Raw genomic sequence first — 15,312 nt, 5'->3', positions numbered from 1 at the left:
CCCCCCCTCATCGGCAACCGCGCCACGCAACGCAAGGCACATAGCGGTGCGTGGCGGAAACCAAATGAAGAAGTGTCACCACCAAGACCCCTCACACTGTCACCAGTGTCTTGATGCGGAAGTGACACCGATGTCCTGCGAGATGACACCCGACACTGCGAATCCCCCGACCGACCTTTCGAACGTACATTCGAGAGTAACCCCGATCTTCGATGTTCGCAACCTCTTGATCAGAATCACACAAGACCGGGGACGAAATGCCCTGACCTGGAACGTCGCAGCGGTGTGAACTAGAAGTGCTAGAACGAAACGGACACCCCGGGAGAAGGAGATGACTGATGACTGTGGGCGACGGCTCGATGGTCGTGGCGGTTGATGGCTCGGACAATGGCCTGGTCGCCACGCGGTGGGCGGCAGCCGCGGCCGAACGCGAGAAGCTCCCTTTGGACGTGGTCACTGCCTTCGAGATCCCGCCGATCGTGCCGACGCAGGCGTTTCTCGACGGGCTGCGCGCCGAGGCTCACCAGGGTGTCGACGAGGCGGCCGCGCTCGCCGAGAAGGTGGCGCCTGGGCTGCAGGTGACGGCATCTGTCGTCGAAGGGCGCCCGGCTCTGTTGTTGCAGGAGTTGTCGTCGCGGGCGAAGTGCCTGGTGGTGGGTAGTCGCGGACGCGGGGGAGTCGCGGGATTGTTGCTCGGATCGGTGAGCACCTATGTGGTGGCACACGGCGATTGCCCGGTCGTGGTGGTGCCGTCCGTGGAAGCGTCGGAGCCGGCGACGGGCCCCGTCGTTGTGGGCCTGGACGGTTCGCAGGTCGCGCATGAGGCGGCGGTGGAGGCGTTTCGGCAGGCGCAGGCCCTGAACACCTCGGTGGTTGCCGTGCACACCTACAGCGCGTTGTCGGGTGAGGTCATCGGCGGTCGGCACCTGCCGCCGCGGGAACAACTCCACGACGAGGCGGTGGAACTGGTGGCAACCCAGCTCCGTGACGTACGCGAGCAGTACCCCGACGTCGACGTGAAAACCGTGCTGAGCGTGGACAAGCCGGCGCAGAGCATCCTCGATCATGCGAAGGACGCCCCGCTCGTGGTGCTCGGCAATCGTGGACGAGGTGGCTTCCGCGGACTGCTGCTGGGTTCGACATGCCAGTCGGTCTTGCACGTCGCGCAGTGTCCGGTGATGGTGGTGCACACGCAATAGGCTTCTGCGCCGGCAGGGTTCAGCGATCGACGATGGTCGCCAATCCCTGCCGGAACGCTGCCGTGCTCGCCGGGGTCGTGTTGAATCGCCAGTCGCGTTCCTTGTCGGTCTGAAACCACAGGAGCGCCTCGAGGCGAGGCTCGGCGTCGACGATCGTGAAGAAGTCAGCAATCCAGTCCGCCTTCGCCTCGGGTGACGGGCCGTCGGCGCATCCGACCTCCGTGATCAGCAGCGGCTGGTTGCCGCCGACCTCCCGCAGCCGACTGAGGCTGGGCGGGAACAGGTCTCGCGCCGACTGCCAATGGTGGCCGGGTGCTTCGCCCCAGTTGTAGCCGTCCACGGCCAGATAGTCGACAACGCCATGACCCGGATACGCATCGGCGAAATCCGTGGTCGCGGCCGTCAGCGCGTTGGGTGCCCAGACGAAGCGCACGTTGTCGGCACCGACGTCGTCGAAGATGCGCCACATGCGGTTCCACGCCGCCCGATACCCAGCGGCTGTGTTTCCGCCGATGCCGATCGCCCACGGATACCAGGTTCCGTTCATCTCCTGTGCGAACCGCAGCAGGATCGGCTTGCCCCAATCCACGAGCTGCGTCGCCCAGCGTCGGAAGTCATCGTCGAAGTCGCCGGATGCGATGCGTGACAACGCATACCGCGGTTGCTCGATCCCGCCGTCGGGTTGCCACGGCTCGAGACTGAGCAAAGGTCCGGCCCCGGCTTCGACGATCGCGTCGAGGTCGGCGATCGGTGCGTTGTCGCCGATCGCGGCGAACCGGTGCAGATACCCGGGGGCCGCGCCGGCCAGCGCGGCGAGCTGATCGATAGGCGACGGCGACGACGCACTCGCCGGTAGGACGCTCGGGATGTAGGCACCCCAGCGACGGTCGGGGACGGGTTCACCGTCAGTCGCCGGCGACGAGCATGCCGCCAACGGCAACGTCGCCGACCCGGCGAGCAACAGCGTGCGCAAGACCTCGCGGCGCGACCAGCCACGCGTCAGCGTGCGATCGGTCGGTGCGGTGGTCATGAGTCCATCTTGGCGGGTCGGTGCCGGCAGCGCCGTGGAGGGGATGCCGCCGCCGCAGTTGCTGAGGCGAGAACGTCGTGCATCGCAGCCGAGAACCTGCACGCCGACACGCGACGGCTTTCCCGCGTCTGTAGCCTTCGGAGCGCGGTGGTATTCACGTCAGCCGCCGGTAGCGGGGTGCGCGGACACCAAGGACTTGGCCGAGACAAGGAGCCTGCACATGACCACCTCGACCGCGGAGCCTGCCGCGACCGGCCGCTCCTCTTGGTTGCCGATGATCGGGTTGTTCCTCGCCCAGGTCATGATGTCCTTCAACGTCGCGGCCCTGCCGGTGTCCTTGGGCGGCATGGTCGAGGACTTCGACGTCGCGCCGACCGTCGCGAGTACCACCATCGTCGTCTATGGTCTCGTCGTCGCAGCCCTGGTGATGTTGGGGGCCAAACTCGGTCAACGTATCGGTTGGCTGCTGATCTTCCGGATCGTCGTCGGTGTGTTCGCCTGCTCGGCGATCCTGATGATCGTTTCGCCCGCCGTTGGCTGGGCCATCGCGGGTCAGGCGTTGGCCGGTGCGGCAGCCGCCATCATCGTGCCATCGTTGGTCGCCTTGATCGCCGCGAACTATCACGGGGACCAGCAGGCGACGGCGATCGGCTCTCTCGGGTCGGCTCGTGCGGTGTCGGGGGTGAGCGCCTTCTTCCTCGGTGGTGCGCTGGGCACGCTGGTCGGATGGCGCCCCGTCTTCGGAATCGTGCTGGCACTTGCGGTTCTCATCCTGATCTTCAGCTTCACGCTCACCTCGGTGCCCGGTGACCCGGACATCACGATCGACGTCTTCGCCGCAATCCTGATCGGCATCGGCATCATGTCGCTCACGCTGGGTTTCAACAACCTCAACAACTGGGGGGCGTTCTACGCCGATCCCGCAGCACCTTTCGACATCGCCGGGGTCTCCCCGGCGCCCATGCTGATCGTCGCGGGCGTGGTCTTGGTGCAGGCGTTCTTCATGTGGACGCGACGGCGGATGGCGGCCGGCAAGGTTCCGCTGGTCGACCTGTCGGTGCTGCGCAGTTCGCGCGAGCGCTCGGCGGTCTACGCCATGTTCATCGTCGTGGCGATGGAAGCAGCACTGAATTTCACGGTGCCGCTCTACGTGCAGATCGTGCAGGGACGTACACCCTTCGACACCGCGCTCGCGATGATGCCCTTCAATCTCACGGTGTTCATCACCGCCACGCTTGTTGTGCGCGTGTACAAGCGATACACGCCGCGGGCGATCGGAGTGTTCTCGTTCGTTCTCACGACTGCTGCGCTGATCTGGCTGGCGTACGTTGTGTCGAATAATTGGGAGACGCTGCCGACCATTTTCGGTCTCATCGTCTTCGGTGTCGGTCAAGGTGCGCTCGTGACGCTGGTGTTCAACGTGCTGGTCACGTCGGCGCCCAAAAAGCTGGCCGGTGACGTGGGCTCGATCCGCGGTACCACGCAGAATCTCGCGTCTGCCGTCGGCACCGCGGTCATGGGCGCGCTGTTGGTCACTCTGCTGAGCATCGGTGTCGGACAAGCAGTCGTCGACAACCCGCGCCTGCCCGATTCGCTGGTGTCGCAGGTGAACCTGGACAACGTGAACTTCGTCAGCAATGACGAGTTGCGTGAGGTGCTCGACGCCACCACAGCCACCCCCGAGCAGATCGATGAAGCGGTCCGGGTGAACGAAGACACTCGACTCACGACATTGAAGTACGGGCTGTTGCTCCTCGCCGCCTTGAGCGCAACCGCAATCGTGCCCGCCGGCCGCCTGCCGAATTATCGGCCGGGTGAGATTCCCGAAGATACCTACGGGGAAGACCGCTGAGGATCGCTGCTGCCTGTTCAAGCCCGAGGCGGTCCGGGTGGTCAGAGCTACGGCAAGTCGCAACTGCCTCCGGTGGTGGGGGTGACGTGGTCGCCGTGACGGGCCGTGGTCGACGCCGTTCCCGCGGGCCGATTCGGATCCCGCAGGTGAGGTCGGGGAACGCGGCCCGTCGACGACCCGCGCGACCCGAGCCGACCCGAGCGACGGCGACTCGACCCGGCCGCCGCCTCGTGGACCCGCATCGGAGATACTGCATCAGTTCCGCGACGACAACATTCCGCCGCCCAGCGCATGGGATCTGGAGGAGCCCTGATGACCGATGAGACCGCACCGCGCAAGCTGGTGATCTGCCTGGACGGCACCACCAACGAACCCGAGACCGGCTTCACCAACGTGGCACGGATGTTCGACGCCTGCGTCAAGGACTCCGGCCAGCTGGTCTACTACGACCCGGGCGTCGGCACGATGGGGTCGCGCGCCGCGGTCACCCAGACCGGTCGTGCGCTGACGCGGTTCGCGGGCATGGTGGCCGGATTCGGCATCCGCGACAACATCGAAGAGGCCTACACCTGGCTGTGTCAGCGGTATCGGCCTGGCGACGAGATCTACGTGTTCGGTTTCTCCCGCGGCGCCTACACGGCGCGCGCATTGACCGGGATGCTGCGCACCGTCGGGCTGTTACACGCCGACGCCGTCAATTTGGTGCCCTACGCGCTGAAGCTGTACACGCGGTCGGGGCCGAACACCGACTCAACCGACGGACCTGCGGATCGTACGGCGGAGAGGGAATTCTGGAAGTTGCGCAACGACTTCCGGGCCAAGTTCGGCAACCCCGACTTTCCCGGCCCGTTCCGCAACACCAAGCAGGTCCGCTTTCTTGGCGTCTGGGACACGGTCAAATCAGTTGGCTGGCTGAATCTTCGCGCCCGCTTCGAGGTGGCGCGCTGGCCGTTCACCGCCAACATCGACAACGTGCAGACCGCACGGCACGCCCTGGCCATCGACGAACGGCGACGCCCCTTCGCCGAATACCGATTCGCCGCAGATGCCACCGCCGATCGAGATGTGCAGGAGGTGTGGTTCGCGGGCGTGCACGGCGACGTCGGCGGCCAGTGCCGCGACGACAGCCGCCTACCCGACATCGCCCTGGCGTGGATGATCGACGAAGCGCACGCTGCGGGTATACGCGTCGACGAGAAAGCGTACCGGCGGATACTCGGTGTGAAATTCGGTCAGCCCCTCGACGGCGACCTGGCGTTGGGTGAGATCGTCCCCAACGCGAGTCCGTGGCGCTTCGCGGGTGGCTGGCGGACGCGGCGGCCGCGAGCCGACGATGTGGTACACCCCAGCGTCACGCATCGCGTTGCCGCGACGCGTCGTGATCGGCAGCCTTATCGGTCACCGCTCGACGGGTGACGGTCAGCTGCGTTGGCTTGCCGCGGGCCGCTTCCGATCCCGCAGGTGCTGTTGGAGAACGCGGCCCGTCGACGACCCGCGCGACCCAAGCCGACCCGCGGCACGCTCACTCCCGCATCCGCTCGCGCGCCAGCGCAACTCGCAACTGAGCGACCCATTCAGGGCTCAACCGGTCGATCCCGTACTCCAACACCAGCAGGGCACCGGTGAGCGTGGCTCCCAGCAGCCGCATGAGCGCAGCGACCTGATCGCGATCGGGCACGGTTTCGATGACCCGGCAGTGGCGACGCTCTGCTCGACCAGTTGCTGCCACGATCGTGCGTTCATGTGATCAGGCTACGAACGCACTCCGACACAATCGGGTCGGCGGGAATGCAGCCTAGGCGGCAGCAGCAGCCGCCACCGCCTGCTTGCGCCGATACAGCACACCCGCCGCACCCACAGCGGCGCCGGCCAGCGCGAGCACGCCCACACGTTCACCTTCGAGTCGATGCCCGAGCAGCCCGTCCACCGAGTACCGGCCGGGACCGGTCAATGCGAGTGCCGCGGACGCGACACCCAGCACCGCGGGGAACTCGAGGCCGCCGTTCTGCGAGAAGAATCCATTGGGCCGGTGCACGTCGGCGGCGGCCAGCATCGCCGCCGCGCCCGCTGCCGACGCAACCCGTGTACCCGCACCCAGTGCGACCAGTCCGCCCGCGGCCTCACTCACGCCGGCGGTGACCGCCGACAATTTGGCCGGCTTGAATCCCATCGCGTCCATCCCGGCTGCGGTGCCGTCGATGCCCGGGCCGTTGAACCAGCCCGCCAGCTTCTGCGTGCCGTGGGCGAACAGCGTGGCGCCCACGGCGGTGCGCAGCGTCAGAAGTCCCAGGTCGAGTGCCTTCGTGCGTGACTTGTCAGCAGACATGACAAAGCTCCTTGGTCGTTAGCGGTGCAAACCTAAAACGGAACTGTAGTCCGCTTAGCTGAGAGACTCCTGGCCGCCCCTCTGCCCCGGCGCCTCAGGTTTCACGCTCGTGTCCCGTGGTAACCCGACAGCCATGACCGATCAGAACGATGCACCGGACCTCGACGACGTGATGACTCCCACCGAGGACGTCACTCCCGATCATCGCGAGCACGCCAAGGAGCCCAAGCACCTCGACGACGACGCGCTCGCGCAGCGCGCCGAGCACGAGCAGCAGCTGGTCGACGACGCACGTGACGACTGATTGTGGCCACTGAGCAGCGAGGAGGCGACACCGTGACCGACCAACCGCCCGAAGAACTCTCGACCGTCCAACTCGTCGAGCGACTGCAGCATCAGACCACGACGCTGGTCAAAACCGAGATCCGCGACGCCCTTGACGAGGTGAAGGCCAAGAGCAGCCGTTTCGGCGTCGGCGTCGGAGTGTCCGGCGCCGGTGCGCTGCTGCTGTTCTTCGGCCTCGCCACGATGGTGGCGGCGGCCGTCATCGGGTTGGCCAATGCCGTCGACCCGTGGCTGTCGGCGGTGATCGTCGGTGCCGTGCTGCTGGTGATCGGAGCCGTGGTCGCGGGGATCGGGGCCCAACGCGCCAAGGCTGCCGTACCGCCGGCACCGCAACACACCGCCGCCAGCGTTCAGCGCGACGTCGACACCGTGAAGGAGCACCTACGATGACCACCCCCGACGACCCGCCCGTCGAGCAGCAGCGCGAAGAGCTCGCCCAGACCGTCGACGCGCTCACCGACAAACTGGATGTGCGTGCGCGCGCCCACGACGCCGCCGAGCACACGGTGCAAGCGGCGTCCGCGACCGCCCGCGACAACCGGCAGCTCCTGATCGGTGTCGCTGCAGCGGTCCTCGCGGTCGGCGCGGTTGTGGTGATCCGCCGCAGGATTCGATAGGAATGGTCACATGAGCAACGTCTCCAAGACTCTGTACAAACCACTCGCGCTCGGCATCAGCATCCTCGGCGGTATGGCCGCCGGTGCGGTGTTCAACAAGGTGTGGGCGCAGTTCTCCGACGAACCCGACGCGCCGAACCCGAAAGACCTGCAGCGCAGCACCAGGGAGGTCCTGGCGGCGGCTGCGCTGCAGGGATTGATCTACGGAGTGGTGAAGGCGGCGATCGACCGCGCGGGCGCCCAGGGCTACAAGGCCGTCACCCACGAAACACCGGAGTAGCTCTTACCGAGAGCTTGGCTTCGCACTCTGGCGTGCGCGGACCGTGCCGCCCACGCCAGAGTGCGAAACCTTGTCGCACAACCGGTTACCGAGTCACCGCGTCATCACTGGGCGTGAGCCTCGATTTGCTCGGGTCTGCCCTTCGCCTCCACCTCGATCTTTCGCGGTTTGGCCCGCTCGGCCAGCGGGATCGTCAGTGTCAGAACGCCATTGTCGTAGTCGGCGGTGATACGCGAGATGTCGATGCCCTCGCCCAACGACAGCTGCCGCCGATACGTACCCGCGAAGCGTTCGCTGCTCAGCCACTGCACCCCCTCGTCCGACGGCGCGCTGCGCTGCGCGGACAGGGTCAGCGTGCCGTTGTCGACACTGATGTCGATGGAGCCGGGATCGGCGCCGGGCAGGTCGGCCACCAACATGTAGTGATCGTCGACCTTGTACAGATCCAGCGGCATGAACCGCGGGGTCCGCTGGGTGCCGGTCATCGAACCGGTCATCAGCCCCCGAGTAAGCGCATCAACATCGCTGAACGGATCAAAACGAAGCACAGCCACTCACCTCCTGAACCAAGGCTGCCCGCCACCCGTTGACGAGCAGCTCATTCGCTGTACGACTCCATAAATAGCACTGGATCGCCGATTGCGCTAGCACTCGGAAGCAAAGAGTGCTAAAAAATTCTTGTTCGTTTCGCGCCAGCGCTTCACCGCCGGAATGACAAGGAGGACACCATGACTGCGCGTGAATCAAGCTTGCAGCCACCGGTCGTCGAGTGGCCCGACCCCTCTCCCTTGGAGCGATGGTGGGCGTCGGTGATGACTTCGGGCCCCACATGGCGACAGTCGGCCCACGACGCACGACGAGCATCGGGGGCTACCTCCGCTCGGGACGTTCGATGAGCCTCGCGTTTGGATCGCGGAGTCCGAGGCGGCACCCTCCCGGCCCGTCCAATGGCGACAGGGGTCCAGTGGATGGGCTGTGCTCCGCAGTGCTCGCCACTCTGGGATTCGTCGCGACCTTCGCCCTCGTCTTTGTCGGCGCCTCGGTGGAGACGGTATTTCTGGCGGCGTTGATCGCAATCGCATCGTTGGGCGTCGAAATCCACTCGTTGAACCGGCTGCCCTGAGCGGCAAGACCCCTGGACTGGTGACGCCCGGAGGTCTCGGGCGCCGAACGGGGAGAAGCGCACTCGACGGTCAGCGAGGGATCCTTCCTCGACACATAGCTTCATATTGAAAACGACTGTCATTATGGTTAAGGTAGCGCCTGCTCCTTTTCCATCGGTCGACGTCGTTAGGGGAACTCGCGGTGCCACATCTGCTCCTGGTGGAAAGCTGGGTGGGGTCCATGGGGACGCTCCTGCCGCGTGCGATCGAGCAGCTGGGCGTGGAGTTCACCTTCCTCACCCGCGCGCCCGAGCACTACGCGCGCCAACAGCCGCCCGAGGAGATGCACCCGCTACTCGCGGGACGCGCCGTGGTCACGGCAGACACCAATGATCTTGCCGACGGGTTGCGGGCGGCACGCGAGATCGACGCCGACCTGCGGATCGACGGTGTGCTCACCGCATGCGACTACTACCTGCCCCTCGCCGCACATATCTCGTCCGCACTGGGGCTGGCCGGCCCCAGCCCGGACTCGATCGCCGACGCCTGCGACAAGGCGCGCACCCGCGTAACTCTCGATCACGCGGGTCTCGTCGGGCCCCGTCACCGGACCGTGGGTCTGGACGACGAAGTTCTTCTGCGTGCGGCAGCCGACGAGATCGGTTACCCCCTGGTGGTCAAGCCGACTGACCTGTGCGCCGGAATGTTCGTGCGGCGAGCCGACTCCTGGACCGACGTCGCAGCAGCGGTGGCGCAGTTGCGCAGCTTCGACATCAATGCACGCGGCCAGAAACGAGAACCCGTCGTCCTGCTGGAGCAGTTCCTGGACGGACCGGAGTTCAGCGTGGAGAGCTGGGTACATCGAGGCCGGGTTCATTCGCTCGGAGTCACCGACAAGAGCCTCGGCGGAGACTCGGGGTTCGTGGAGACCGGGCACATGTTCCCGGCGCACCTGAGTCCCGAGGACCGCTCGGCTCTCATCGTGACAGCCGAGCAGGCCATCGCCGCGCTGGGCCTCGACGACGTGGTGGTGCACACCGAACTGCGGCTCACCGGCGACGGGCCCAGGATCATCGAGATCAATCCACGACCGGCCGGTAACCAGATCACCGAGCTGATTCGCTACGTCGACCGAATCGACTTACCCTCCGTAGCAGTCGAACTCGCACTCGGCCGCGACCCGTCGTCGACGGGCGGTTCGGTGTGTTCAGCACACCGTTCGAGTTCACGCAGCGCGGCGGTGAGCATGCTCGTGCCACACCAGGCGGGCACGCTGACGTCGTTGCACGGGGCCGACGCCATCACCGACCATCCGGCTGTGGTGTCGGCGACCTTCAAAGAGCCCGGACATGTCACCGCATCGGGGGCGAACAACAACTCCTACCTCGGCAACATCATCGCCCTCGCCGACGAGCCGGGTGCGGCGCGTCGGGTGGCCGATGATCTCCTGGCCGGACTCGAGGTGACCATCGCGGACACACGCGCGTGATGCCGGCAAAGCTCCACTGCGTTGATGCGTTGATGGAGAAGTATTGCACCGAACCGGCTTCGGCTCCGCCGGCAGACCTGTCGGTAGCGGTCGCGTTCATCACCGATCAGGCCGCACAGCATGCCGGCCGGAACCAGCAGTACCGGAATCAGGTCCTCAGCGTCCGGGTGGGCACGGCGGTCGGCTCGTGCTCGATCGAACCCGGCAGCCTCGACCCCGGGACGGTCCTCGACTGCGCAGGAGCTTCGGTCCAGCGGCTCCTCCGTCACGAATCGCGCGCCGTCCGAATCGCAGTCCTCGACGCCTACCTCGCACACACGTGTCCGCACCGCGACGATTCTCGATGCGTAGCGTTACCTCTGCCGTCGGGCGATTCGCTGTTCCGATCGATGCGGCGCGCCCGCCACGTGACCGGACTCGTCCCGGTGGTTCCGGGCGAGCGGGTCCTGGTTGTCGGCGTGGTCAACTCGTTGCTCGCGTGCCTCCGAGAACGTGGTGTGCATTATGTCGCGTGCGATCTCAGAGGGGGACGGACGGAGTGGGATGAACCGATCGTCACCGACTTCACCTCGGCGTTGCCGACCTGCGATGCGGTGCTGGCCACGGGAATGATGTTGGGCAACGGCACCTTCGGCACGCTGTGCGATGCTGCGACGTCTGCGGGAACACCGATCACTGTTTTCGCGCAGAGCGGCAGCGCCGTGGCCAGGGAGTTGCTCGGGGGAGCGGTCCATTCGTTGTCGGCCGAACCCTACCCCTTCTTCTGGCTGACCGGCGACGGCGGCGAGATGTACCTGTATCCCGGGGAGAATCCGCGATGAGCACCGACGGCCTTCTGACGATCGGCTGCAGCCCACTCGCGCATATCGCCACACCGGTACCCCGCGACCATCCGGGCTACTACGCGAAGATCGAGGCCCTCGCGGTCGGGGGCCTCAAGGCCAGATCGGCAGTGTCCATGGTCATGGGCGCGCGCAGCCGCGGCGACCTCGCAGACGGTGCCGCCATCGTGGAGTCCACCAGCGGAACGTTGGGAATCGGGCTCGCCTATGTTGCCCAGCGACTGGGCCATCCGCTGACCCTGGTGGTGGACCGTGAACTGGAACCGGCGATGCGGAACCTGCTCACCGCGCTGGGGACCACCCTGGTGGTGGTCGACCGTCCCCACCCCACGGGTGGGTGGCAGCAGGCGCGTCTGGACATCGTGCACGAGATCCGGAATGGTCCGCAGAAGCCATACTGGCCCAACCAGTACGACAACCCCGACAACGCCCGCGGCTACCTGGGCCTGGCCGACGAGATCATGACAGACCTCGGCGCCCGGGGGATCGAGCGCGCCGAGGTGCTCGTCTGCAGCGTCGGCACCGGCGGGCACAGCAACGGTGTCGGCCGCCGACTGCGCGAAATGTGGCCACACCTGCGACTCATCGGCGTCGACGCGGTGGGATCGACGATCTTCGGCCAACCCGGCACCGCGCGGATGATGCGCGGCCTGGGCAGCAGCCTGCATCCCGGCAACGTCGGCTACGAACTGTTCGACGAGGTGCACTGGGTGGGCCCATGCGAGGCTGTGCACGCCTGTCGGGCGCTGGCGCGCGACGGATTCCACACCGGAGGCTGGTCGACCGGTGCCGTCGCACTCGTCAGCGGCTGGGCCGCGGCACGCTGGCCGGGCACAGTGGTGACCATCTTCCCGGATGGACCGGAACGCTACCTGCACAACATCTTCGACGACGAGTGGTGCAACCGGCGCGGCCTGCTGGGGCCACCGCGCCGCTCACCCCACGAGATCGACGACTGCCACGACCCGACCGACTGTTGGACCCGATGCTGCTCGGTACGTGTGCCGGTATCAGCACCCGCCCACGGATCGGCGAGCGCTCCCGCAGGCGTGACACAACCAGGAAAGGCGGCGGTGACATGACTCTCGAATGGACGTCGACCACGCTCCGGTTGCGCGAGCCGTTCCGGATCAGCCGCGGGGCGATGGCCGAGCGAGGCGCCGTGACTGTCGTCGCCTGCGACCCCGACTCCGAGCTCACTGGATATGGCGAGGTCGTCACCTCCCGCTATGCCGATCTGGATCTGCGACGCATCGACACCGAGCTGCATTATGTTCGTGATCACCTCGACGACGATCCGATGACGTGGCGGACCGTCGTTGAGGTGTCGCCCGCCGTATGTGCCGCCGTCACCACAGCGCGCACCGACCTGCACGCGCGTCAGCAAAATCACACGGTTGCAGCGACATTCGGGCTCACCGCGCCGAGAGCGATACCCATCCTCCGAACTCTCGGAATCGACTCGCCGACGGCGATGGCGGATGCCGCCCGCGAAGCGCGTCACCGGGGATTCCGGACTCTCAAGGTGAAGCTCGACGACGATGCGCGCCTGAGCATCGAGCGCCTCACCACCATCGCCGACACTGTTGGCGACGTCGACCTCATCGCGGACCCCAACGAAGCGTGGACGGTGTCGACGGCACTCACCGTACTGTCCGAATGCGCAGACGTCGGGCTGGTGGCACTGGAACAGCCACTCGCCGCCATCGACCACCGAGGGCAGCGGGAACTGCTGAACAGCACCGCCATCCCGGTGATCGCCGACGAATCCATCCATGGTCCCGAGGGGCTCGACGACCTGGTGGGACTGTCCTCCGCGGTGAACATCAAGCTGTCCAAATGTGGCGGGTTGACCAGCGCCGTCGAGTTGGCCGTCGGCGCCCACGAGCGAGGTCTCGACGTGATGCTCGGTTGTCTCGCGAGTAGCTCGTTGAGCATCGCTCCGGCCGCGCAGTTGGCAGGGCTCGCGCGATGGTGCGACCTTGACGGCCATCTTCTGCTGGACCACGACCCGTGGACAGGCTTGGGCGGAACCGATGGATGGCTTCGGCCTGACGGCACGGCCGGCCTCGGGGTGTATCCGACCGCGACGGGGCGATGCCCATGAGTCCGACCCGAAGCGCCGGCACGCTGAGCCTGCTGCGGAGTTTCCCGCGGTCGGTCCAACTGCTCGTGATCAACCAGTACGGCGTGAACACCGGTTTCTACATGCTGGTGCCCTATCTGGCGATGCACCTGACCGACGATCTTGGTCTGTCCCTGGCGGTCACCGGCCTCATTCTCGGTGTGCGGACGTTCAGTCAACAGGGAATGTTTCTGATCGGCGGTACCGCCGCCGACCGGCTCGGGCCGCATCGAGTCATCATCGCGGGCTGCGCACTGCGTTCGGTGGGCTTCGCGGTGTTCGCCTTCGGGACATCGGTGCCGCTGCTCGCGCTCGCCTCGATTCTCTCCGGTCTCGCCGGCGCCCTGTTCAACCCGGCGGTTCGGTCCTACATCGCTGTCGCCGAACCGGATCGACGGGCCGAGGCCTTCGCCGTGTTCAATGTCTTCGCCCAGGCCGGCGCACTGTCCGGCCCGCTGATCGGCAGCGCCTTGCTGCTCGTGGATTTCCGCGTCGCCGCAGTGGCTGCCGCCGTCGTCTTCGCCGCGCTGACCATCGCGCAGGCCCGGTTCCTGCCGCCGCACCCGGTGGCGCCGTCGGAGACCACCGTCCTGGGCGGTTGGGGCGAGGTGCTGTCGAACCGACGATTCATGTTGTTCACCTTCGCGATGCTCGGCATGTTCGCACTGCAGACGCAGATGTATCTGGTCTATCCCGTCTTCGCGCAACGCATCACCGACTGGGGTGGCGCCGTGGCCGTGGTGTTCCTGAGTACGACGGTCTTCAGTCTCGTGTGTCAGGTGCGGCTGACTCGTTGGTTCGCGAACAGAACCCCACGCGGATCCGCCATCACCGCCGGATTGGCGTTGATGGGTGCCGCTTTCCTGGTCCTACTGCCGGTGCTGTGGTCGTCGGCCGGCAGCGTCGCTGCTCGCATCGCGGCGATGGTCGTGGTGATCGCCTCGGCATTGGTGTTGGAGGCCGGGATCATGGTGGCGCAACCGTTCGTTCTCGAGTTGATACCGGCCTACGCGTCATCCAGCGTGTCCGGGACGCTCTTCGGGATGTTCTACCTCGTCTCCGGGATTGCTGCGACTGTCGGCAATATCGCGATCGGCCGTGGTATCGACACGGGGTCCGGCTGGCCAGGACTCGTCATCTGTGCGGCACTCGGTTTCGGATCGGCGGTGGCCGTGTGGACACTGCATCGCCGAGGGTTGTTGGCCCGGCCCGCGGGGGTGGTGTCATGACAACGCAGTCGACACGCAACTTCTTGACGGACAACCCGGAACTGTACGAGCTCAGGTTTCCCGACCACGACCACTCGGCCGGGAGGTTCCTGCACGACGTGATGCGGACCCACCTGACGACCTCGACACCGCCAGATGCGGAATATCCGCCCGCGGTGTTGGACATCGGTTGCGGAACCGGACGCGACATGGGCTATCTCAGCGGCCTCGGGTACCGCTGCACCGGACTCGATTGCTCTGCCGAAATGGTGCGGTACGCCCGCTCGAGGCACCGCGACGTGCGCTTCGTCGAGGCGGACATGCGCGAATTCGACGTGGCACCTCGAGGTTTCGATGCGATCACCTGTCTGGACAGCTCGCTGCTGTATTGCCATACCGATGATGACCTGCGTGCCTGCCTCGACCGTTGCCGCTCCCATACGCGGCCCGGCGGACTCCTGATCCTCGAAATGCGTAACGGCGCCTACTTCCTGGGGAACTCCGACCTCATGGACCATCCGACGCAGTTCAGTGTGCAAGCCGCCGGGCAGAGATGGCGCGCCGACACCACATTGTGGATCGACCACGGTTCGCAGCTGTTGCGCCGGCGTCGGGTGTGGCACGGCGCCGATGACGAACCCGTCGTTCAGTTCTCGGCGTGGCGGTTGCTGTTTCCGCTGGAGATCGCCGGTCACCTGTCGCGCGCCGGCTACACCATCCGCACCATGTTTGACGCTCCGGGACCCCGAGTCGACGGCGGATGGCCCGCACATCCGCCACGATTGCCCGCCCGAGGTGGCACCGCGTTGGCCGGGGACCGCCTGCACATCGTGGCGGAGGCGATCACATGAGCGCGGCGATGCACCGTCCGCGTCCTACCCACCAGGAAAGGCATT

The 15,312-nt window shown here is 66.3% G+C and carries 18 protein-coding genes; 14 read left to right on the top strand and 4 right to left on the bottom strand.

Annotated elements, in window-relative coordinates; translation table 11 throughout:
- Window positions 1-338 precede the first annotated feature (338 nt).
- Complete coding sequence (locus ACIGKQ_RS21360; protein ID WP_266060145.1) at window positions 339-1,199, top strand: universal stress protein; 861 nt, start codon at window positions 339-341, stop codon at window positions 1,197-1,199.
- A gap of 19 nt (window positions 1,200-1,218) precedes the next feature.
- Here ACIGKQ_RS21360 and ACIGKQ_RS21355 read toward each other — a convergent pair whose 3' ends face one another.
- On the bottom strand, window positions 1,219-2,229 hold the full coding sequence (locus ACIGKQ_RS21355; RefSeq protein WP_266060146.1) for a glycoside hydrolase family 26 protein: 1,011 nt from the start codon (window positions 2,227-2,229) through the stop codon (window positions 1,219-1,221).
- A gap of 220 nt (window positions 2,230-2,449) precedes the next feature.
- On the opposite strand from ACIGKQ_RS21355, the gene ACIGKQ_RS21350 reads away from it, so the two are divergent.
- Both ACIGKQ_RS21350 and ACIGKQ_RS21345 read left to right on the top strand, forming a co-directional pair.
- Window positions 2,450-4,081, top strand: a complete 1,632-nt coding sequence (locus ACIGKQ_RS21350; protein ID WP_266060147.1) for an MFS transporter — start codon at window positions 2,450-2,452, stop codon at window positions 4,079-4,081.
- Between the two features lie 312 nt (window positions 4,082-4,393).
- On the top strand, window positions 4,394-5,497 hold the full coding sequence (locus ACIGKQ_RS21345) for a DUF2235 domain-containing protein (RefSeq protein WP_266060148.1): 1,104 nt from the start codon (window positions 4,394-4,396) through the stop codon (window positions 5,495-5,497).
- A gap of 106 nt (window positions 5,498-5,603) precedes the next feature.
- Here the strand turns inward: ACIGKQ_RS21345 and ACIGKQ_RS21340 are convergent, their stop codons facing one another.
- Both ACIGKQ_RS21340 and ACIGKQ_RS21335 read right to left on the bottom strand, forming a co-directional pair.
- On the bottom strand, window positions 5,604-5,810 hold the full coding sequence (locus tag ACIGKQ_RS21340; RefSeq protein WP_266060149.1) for a hypothetical protein: 207 nt from the start codon (window positions 5,808-5,810) through the stop codon (window positions 5,604-5,606).
- Between the two features lie 66 nt (window positions 5,811-5,876).
- Entirely contained in the window at window positions 5,877-6,407 is a 531-nt protein-coding gene (locus ACIGKQ_RS21335) for a DoxX family protein (RefSeq protein WP_266060150.1), read from the bottom strand.
- Between the two features lie 133 nt (window positions 6,408-6,540).
- Between ACIGKQ_RS21335 and ACIGKQ_RS21330 the strand changes: the two genes are divergently transcribed.
- From ACIGKQ_RS21330 to ACIGKQ_RS21315, 4 genes are read left to right on the top strand one after another with little or no spacing between them, the layout of a single operon-like run.
- The gene (locus ACIGKQ_RS21330) at window positions 6,541-6,711 is read left to right on the top strand and encodes a hypothetical protein (RefSeq protein WP_235724049.1); all 171 of its coding nucleotides are present in this window, start codon (window positions 6,541-6,543) and stop codon (window positions 6,709-6,711) included.
- Between the two features lie 32 nt (window positions 6,712-6,743).
- Window positions 6,744-7,142 carry a phage holin family protein gene (locus ACIGKQ_RS21325; protein WP_287015241.1) on the top strand — a complete coding sequence of 133 codons (399 nt, stop codon included), beginning with the start codon at window positions 6,744-6,746 and terminating at the stop codon, window positions 7,140-7,142.
- Window positions 7,139-7,369, top strand: coding sequence for a DUF3618 domain-containing protein (locus ACIGKQ_RS21320; RefSeq protein ID WP_266060151.1), 231 nt, complete (start codon window positions 7,139-7,141; stop codon window positions 7,367-7,369). Before ACIGKQ_RS21325 ends, ACIGKQ_RS21320 begins: the two co-directional genes overlap by 4 nt.
- Window positions 7,370-7,379: 10 nt before the next feature.
- The gene (locus ACIGKQ_RS21315; protein WP_235724046.1) at window positions 7,380-7,649 is read left to right on the top strand and encodes a DUF4235 domain-containing protein; all 270 of its coding nucleotides are present in this window, start codon (window positions 7,380-7,382) and stop codon (window positions 7,647-7,649) included.
- Between the two features lie 104 nt (window positions 7,650-7,753).
- On the opposite strand, the gene ACIGKQ_RS21310 is transcribed toward ACIGKQ_RS21315, so the two are convergent.
- Window positions 7,754-8,197 (bottom strand): Hsp20/alpha crystallin family protein, encoded by a 444-nt coding sequence (locus ACIGKQ_RS21310; RefSeq protein ID WP_287015248.1) that lies wholly within the window; start codon window positions 8,195-8,197, stop codon window positions 7,754-7,756.
- Between the two features lie 437 nt (window positions 8,198-8,634).
- Between ACIGKQ_RS21310 and ACIGKQ_RS21305 the strand changes: the two genes are divergently transcribed.
- The 7 genes from ACIGKQ_RS21305 to ACIGKQ_RS21275 all read left to right on the top strand — a co-directional run bounded on the left by ACIGKQ_RS21305 (window position 8,635) and on the right by ACIGKQ_RS21275 (window position 15,267).
- A complete protein-coding gene (locus ACIGKQ_RS21305) occupies window positions 8,635-8,772 on the top strand; it encodes a hypothetical protein (protein ID WP_235724045.1) in 138 nt (45 codons plus the stop codon).
- Window positions 8,773-8,993: 221 nt separating this feature from the next.
- Window positions 8,994-10,241, top strand: coding sequence for an ATP-grasp domain-containing protein (locus ACIGKQ_RS21300; RefSeq protein ID WP_287015239.1), 1,248 nt, complete (start codon window positions 8,994-8,996; stop codon window positions 10,239-10,241).
- On the top strand, window positions 10,241-11,062 hold the full coding sequence (locus ACIGKQ_RS21295) for a Rossmann-like domain-containing protein (protein ID WP_287015238.1): 822 nt from the start codon (window positions 10,241-10,243) through the stop codon (window positions 11,060-11,062). The genes ACIGKQ_RS21300 and ACIGKQ_RS21295 overlap by 1 nt, the downstream gene beginning before the upstream one ends.
- On the top strand, window positions 11,059-12,165 hold the full coding sequence (locus ACIGKQ_RS21290; RefSeq protein ID WP_396574892.1) for a PLP-dependent cysteine synthase family protein: 1,107 nt from the start codon (window positions 11,059-11,061) through the stop codon (window positions 12,163-12,165). The genes ACIGKQ_RS21295 and ACIGKQ_RS21290 overlap by 4 nt, the downstream gene beginning before the upstream one ends.
- Entirely contained in the window at window positions 12,162-13,190 is a 1,029-nt protein-coding gene (locus tag ACIGKQ_RS21285) for a dipeptide epimerase (RefSeq protein ID WP_396574891.1), read from the top strand. The genes ACIGKQ_RS21290 and ACIGKQ_RS21285 overlap by 4 nt, the downstream gene beginning before the upstream one ends.
- Complete coding sequence (locus ACIGKQ_RS21280) at window positions 13,187-14,437, top strand: MFS transporter (protein WP_287015235.1); 1,251 nt, start codon at window positions 13,187-13,189, stop codon at window positions 14,435-14,437. The genes ACIGKQ_RS21285 and ACIGKQ_RS21280 overlap by 4 nt, the downstream gene beginning before the upstream one ends.
- Window positions 14,434-15,267 carry a bifunctional 2-polyprenyl-6-hydroxyphenol methylase/3-demethylubiquinol 3-O-methyltransferase UbiG gene (locus ACIGKQ_RS21275; RefSeq protein WP_287015234.1) on the top strand — a complete coding sequence of 278 codons (834 nt, stop codon included), beginning with the start codon at window positions 14,434-14,436 and terminating at the stop codon, window positions 15,265-15,267. Before ACIGKQ_RS21280 ends, ACIGKQ_RS21275 begins: the two co-directional genes overlap by 4 nt.
- The last annotated feature ends 45 nt before the right edge of the window (window positions 15,268-15,312 follow it).

This window comes from Gordonia sp. NPDC062954 (genome assembly GCF_044543825.1).
In the GTDB taxonomy this organism is placed as follows: Bacteria; Actinomycetota; Actinomycetes; order Mycobacteriales; family Mycobacteriaceae; genus Gordonia; species Gordonia tangerina.
This window is presented reverse-complemented; position numbering and strand designations above follow the sequence as displayed.

What these genes read in the sequence shown, in the direction of transcription:
- ACIGKQ_RS21360 (WP_266060145.1), top strand. Translation starts at nt 339, where the DNA reads ATGACTGTGGGCGACGGCTCGATGGTCGTGGCGGTTGATGGCTCGGAC.
- ACIGKQ_RS21355 (WP_266060146.1), bottom strand. Translation starts at nt 2,229, where the DNA reads ATGACCACCGCACCGACCGATCGCACGCTGACGCGTGGCTGGTCGCGC.
- ACIGKQ_RS21350 (WP_266060147.1), top strand. Translation starts at nt 2,450, where the DNA reads ATGACCACCTCGACCGCGGAGCCTGCCGCGACCGGCCGCTCCTCTTGG.
- ACIGKQ_RS21345 (WP_266060148.1), top strand. Translation starts at nt 4,394, where the DNA reads ATGACCGATGAGACCGCACCGCGCAAGCTGGTGATCTGCCTGGACGGC.
- ACIGKQ_RS21335 (WP_266060150.1), bottom strand. Translation starts at nt 6,407, where the DNA reads ATGTCTGCTGACAAGTCACGCACGAAGGCACTCGACCTGGGACTTCTG.
- ACIGKQ_RS21330 (WP_235724049.1), top strand. Translation starts at nt 6,541, where the DNA reads ATGACCGATCAGAACGATGCACCGGACCTCGACGACGTGATGACTCCC.
- ACIGKQ_RS21320 (WP_266060151.1), top strand. Translation starts at nt 7,139, where the DNA reads ATGACCACCCCCGACGACCCGCCCGTCGAGCAGCAGCGCGAAGAGCTC.
- ACIGKQ_RS21315 (WP_235724046.1), top strand. Translation starts at nt 7,380, where the DNA reads ATGAGCAACGTCTCCAAGACTCTGTACAAACCACTCGCGCTCGGCATC.
- ACIGKQ_RS21300 (WP_287015239.1), top strand. Translation starts at nt 8,994, where the DNA reads ATGGGGACGCTCCTGCCGCGTGCGATCGAGCAGCTGGGCGTGGAGTTC.
- ACIGKQ_RS21295 (WP_287015238.1), top strand. Translation starts at nt 10,241, where the DNA reads ATGCCGGCAAAGCTCCACTGCGTTGATGCGTTGATGGAGAAGTATTGC.
- ACIGKQ_RS21290 (WP_396574892.1), top strand. Translation starts at nt 11,059, where the DNA reads ATGAGCACCGACGGCCTTCTGACGATCGGCTGCAGCCCACTCGCGCAT.
- ACIGKQ_RS21285 (WP_396574891.1), top strand. Translation starts at nt 12,162, where the DNA reads ATGACTCTCGAATGGACGTCGACCACGCTCCGGTTGCGCGAGCCGTTC.
- ACIGKQ_RS21280 (WP_287015235.1), top strand. Translation starts at nt 13,187, where the DNA reads ATGAGTCCGACCCGAAGCGCCGGCACGCTGAGCCTGCTGCGGAGTTTC.
- ACIGKQ_RS21275 (WP_287015234.1), top strand. Translation starts at nt 14,434, where the DNA reads ATGACAACGCAGTCGACACGCAACTTCTTGACGGACAACCCGGAACTG.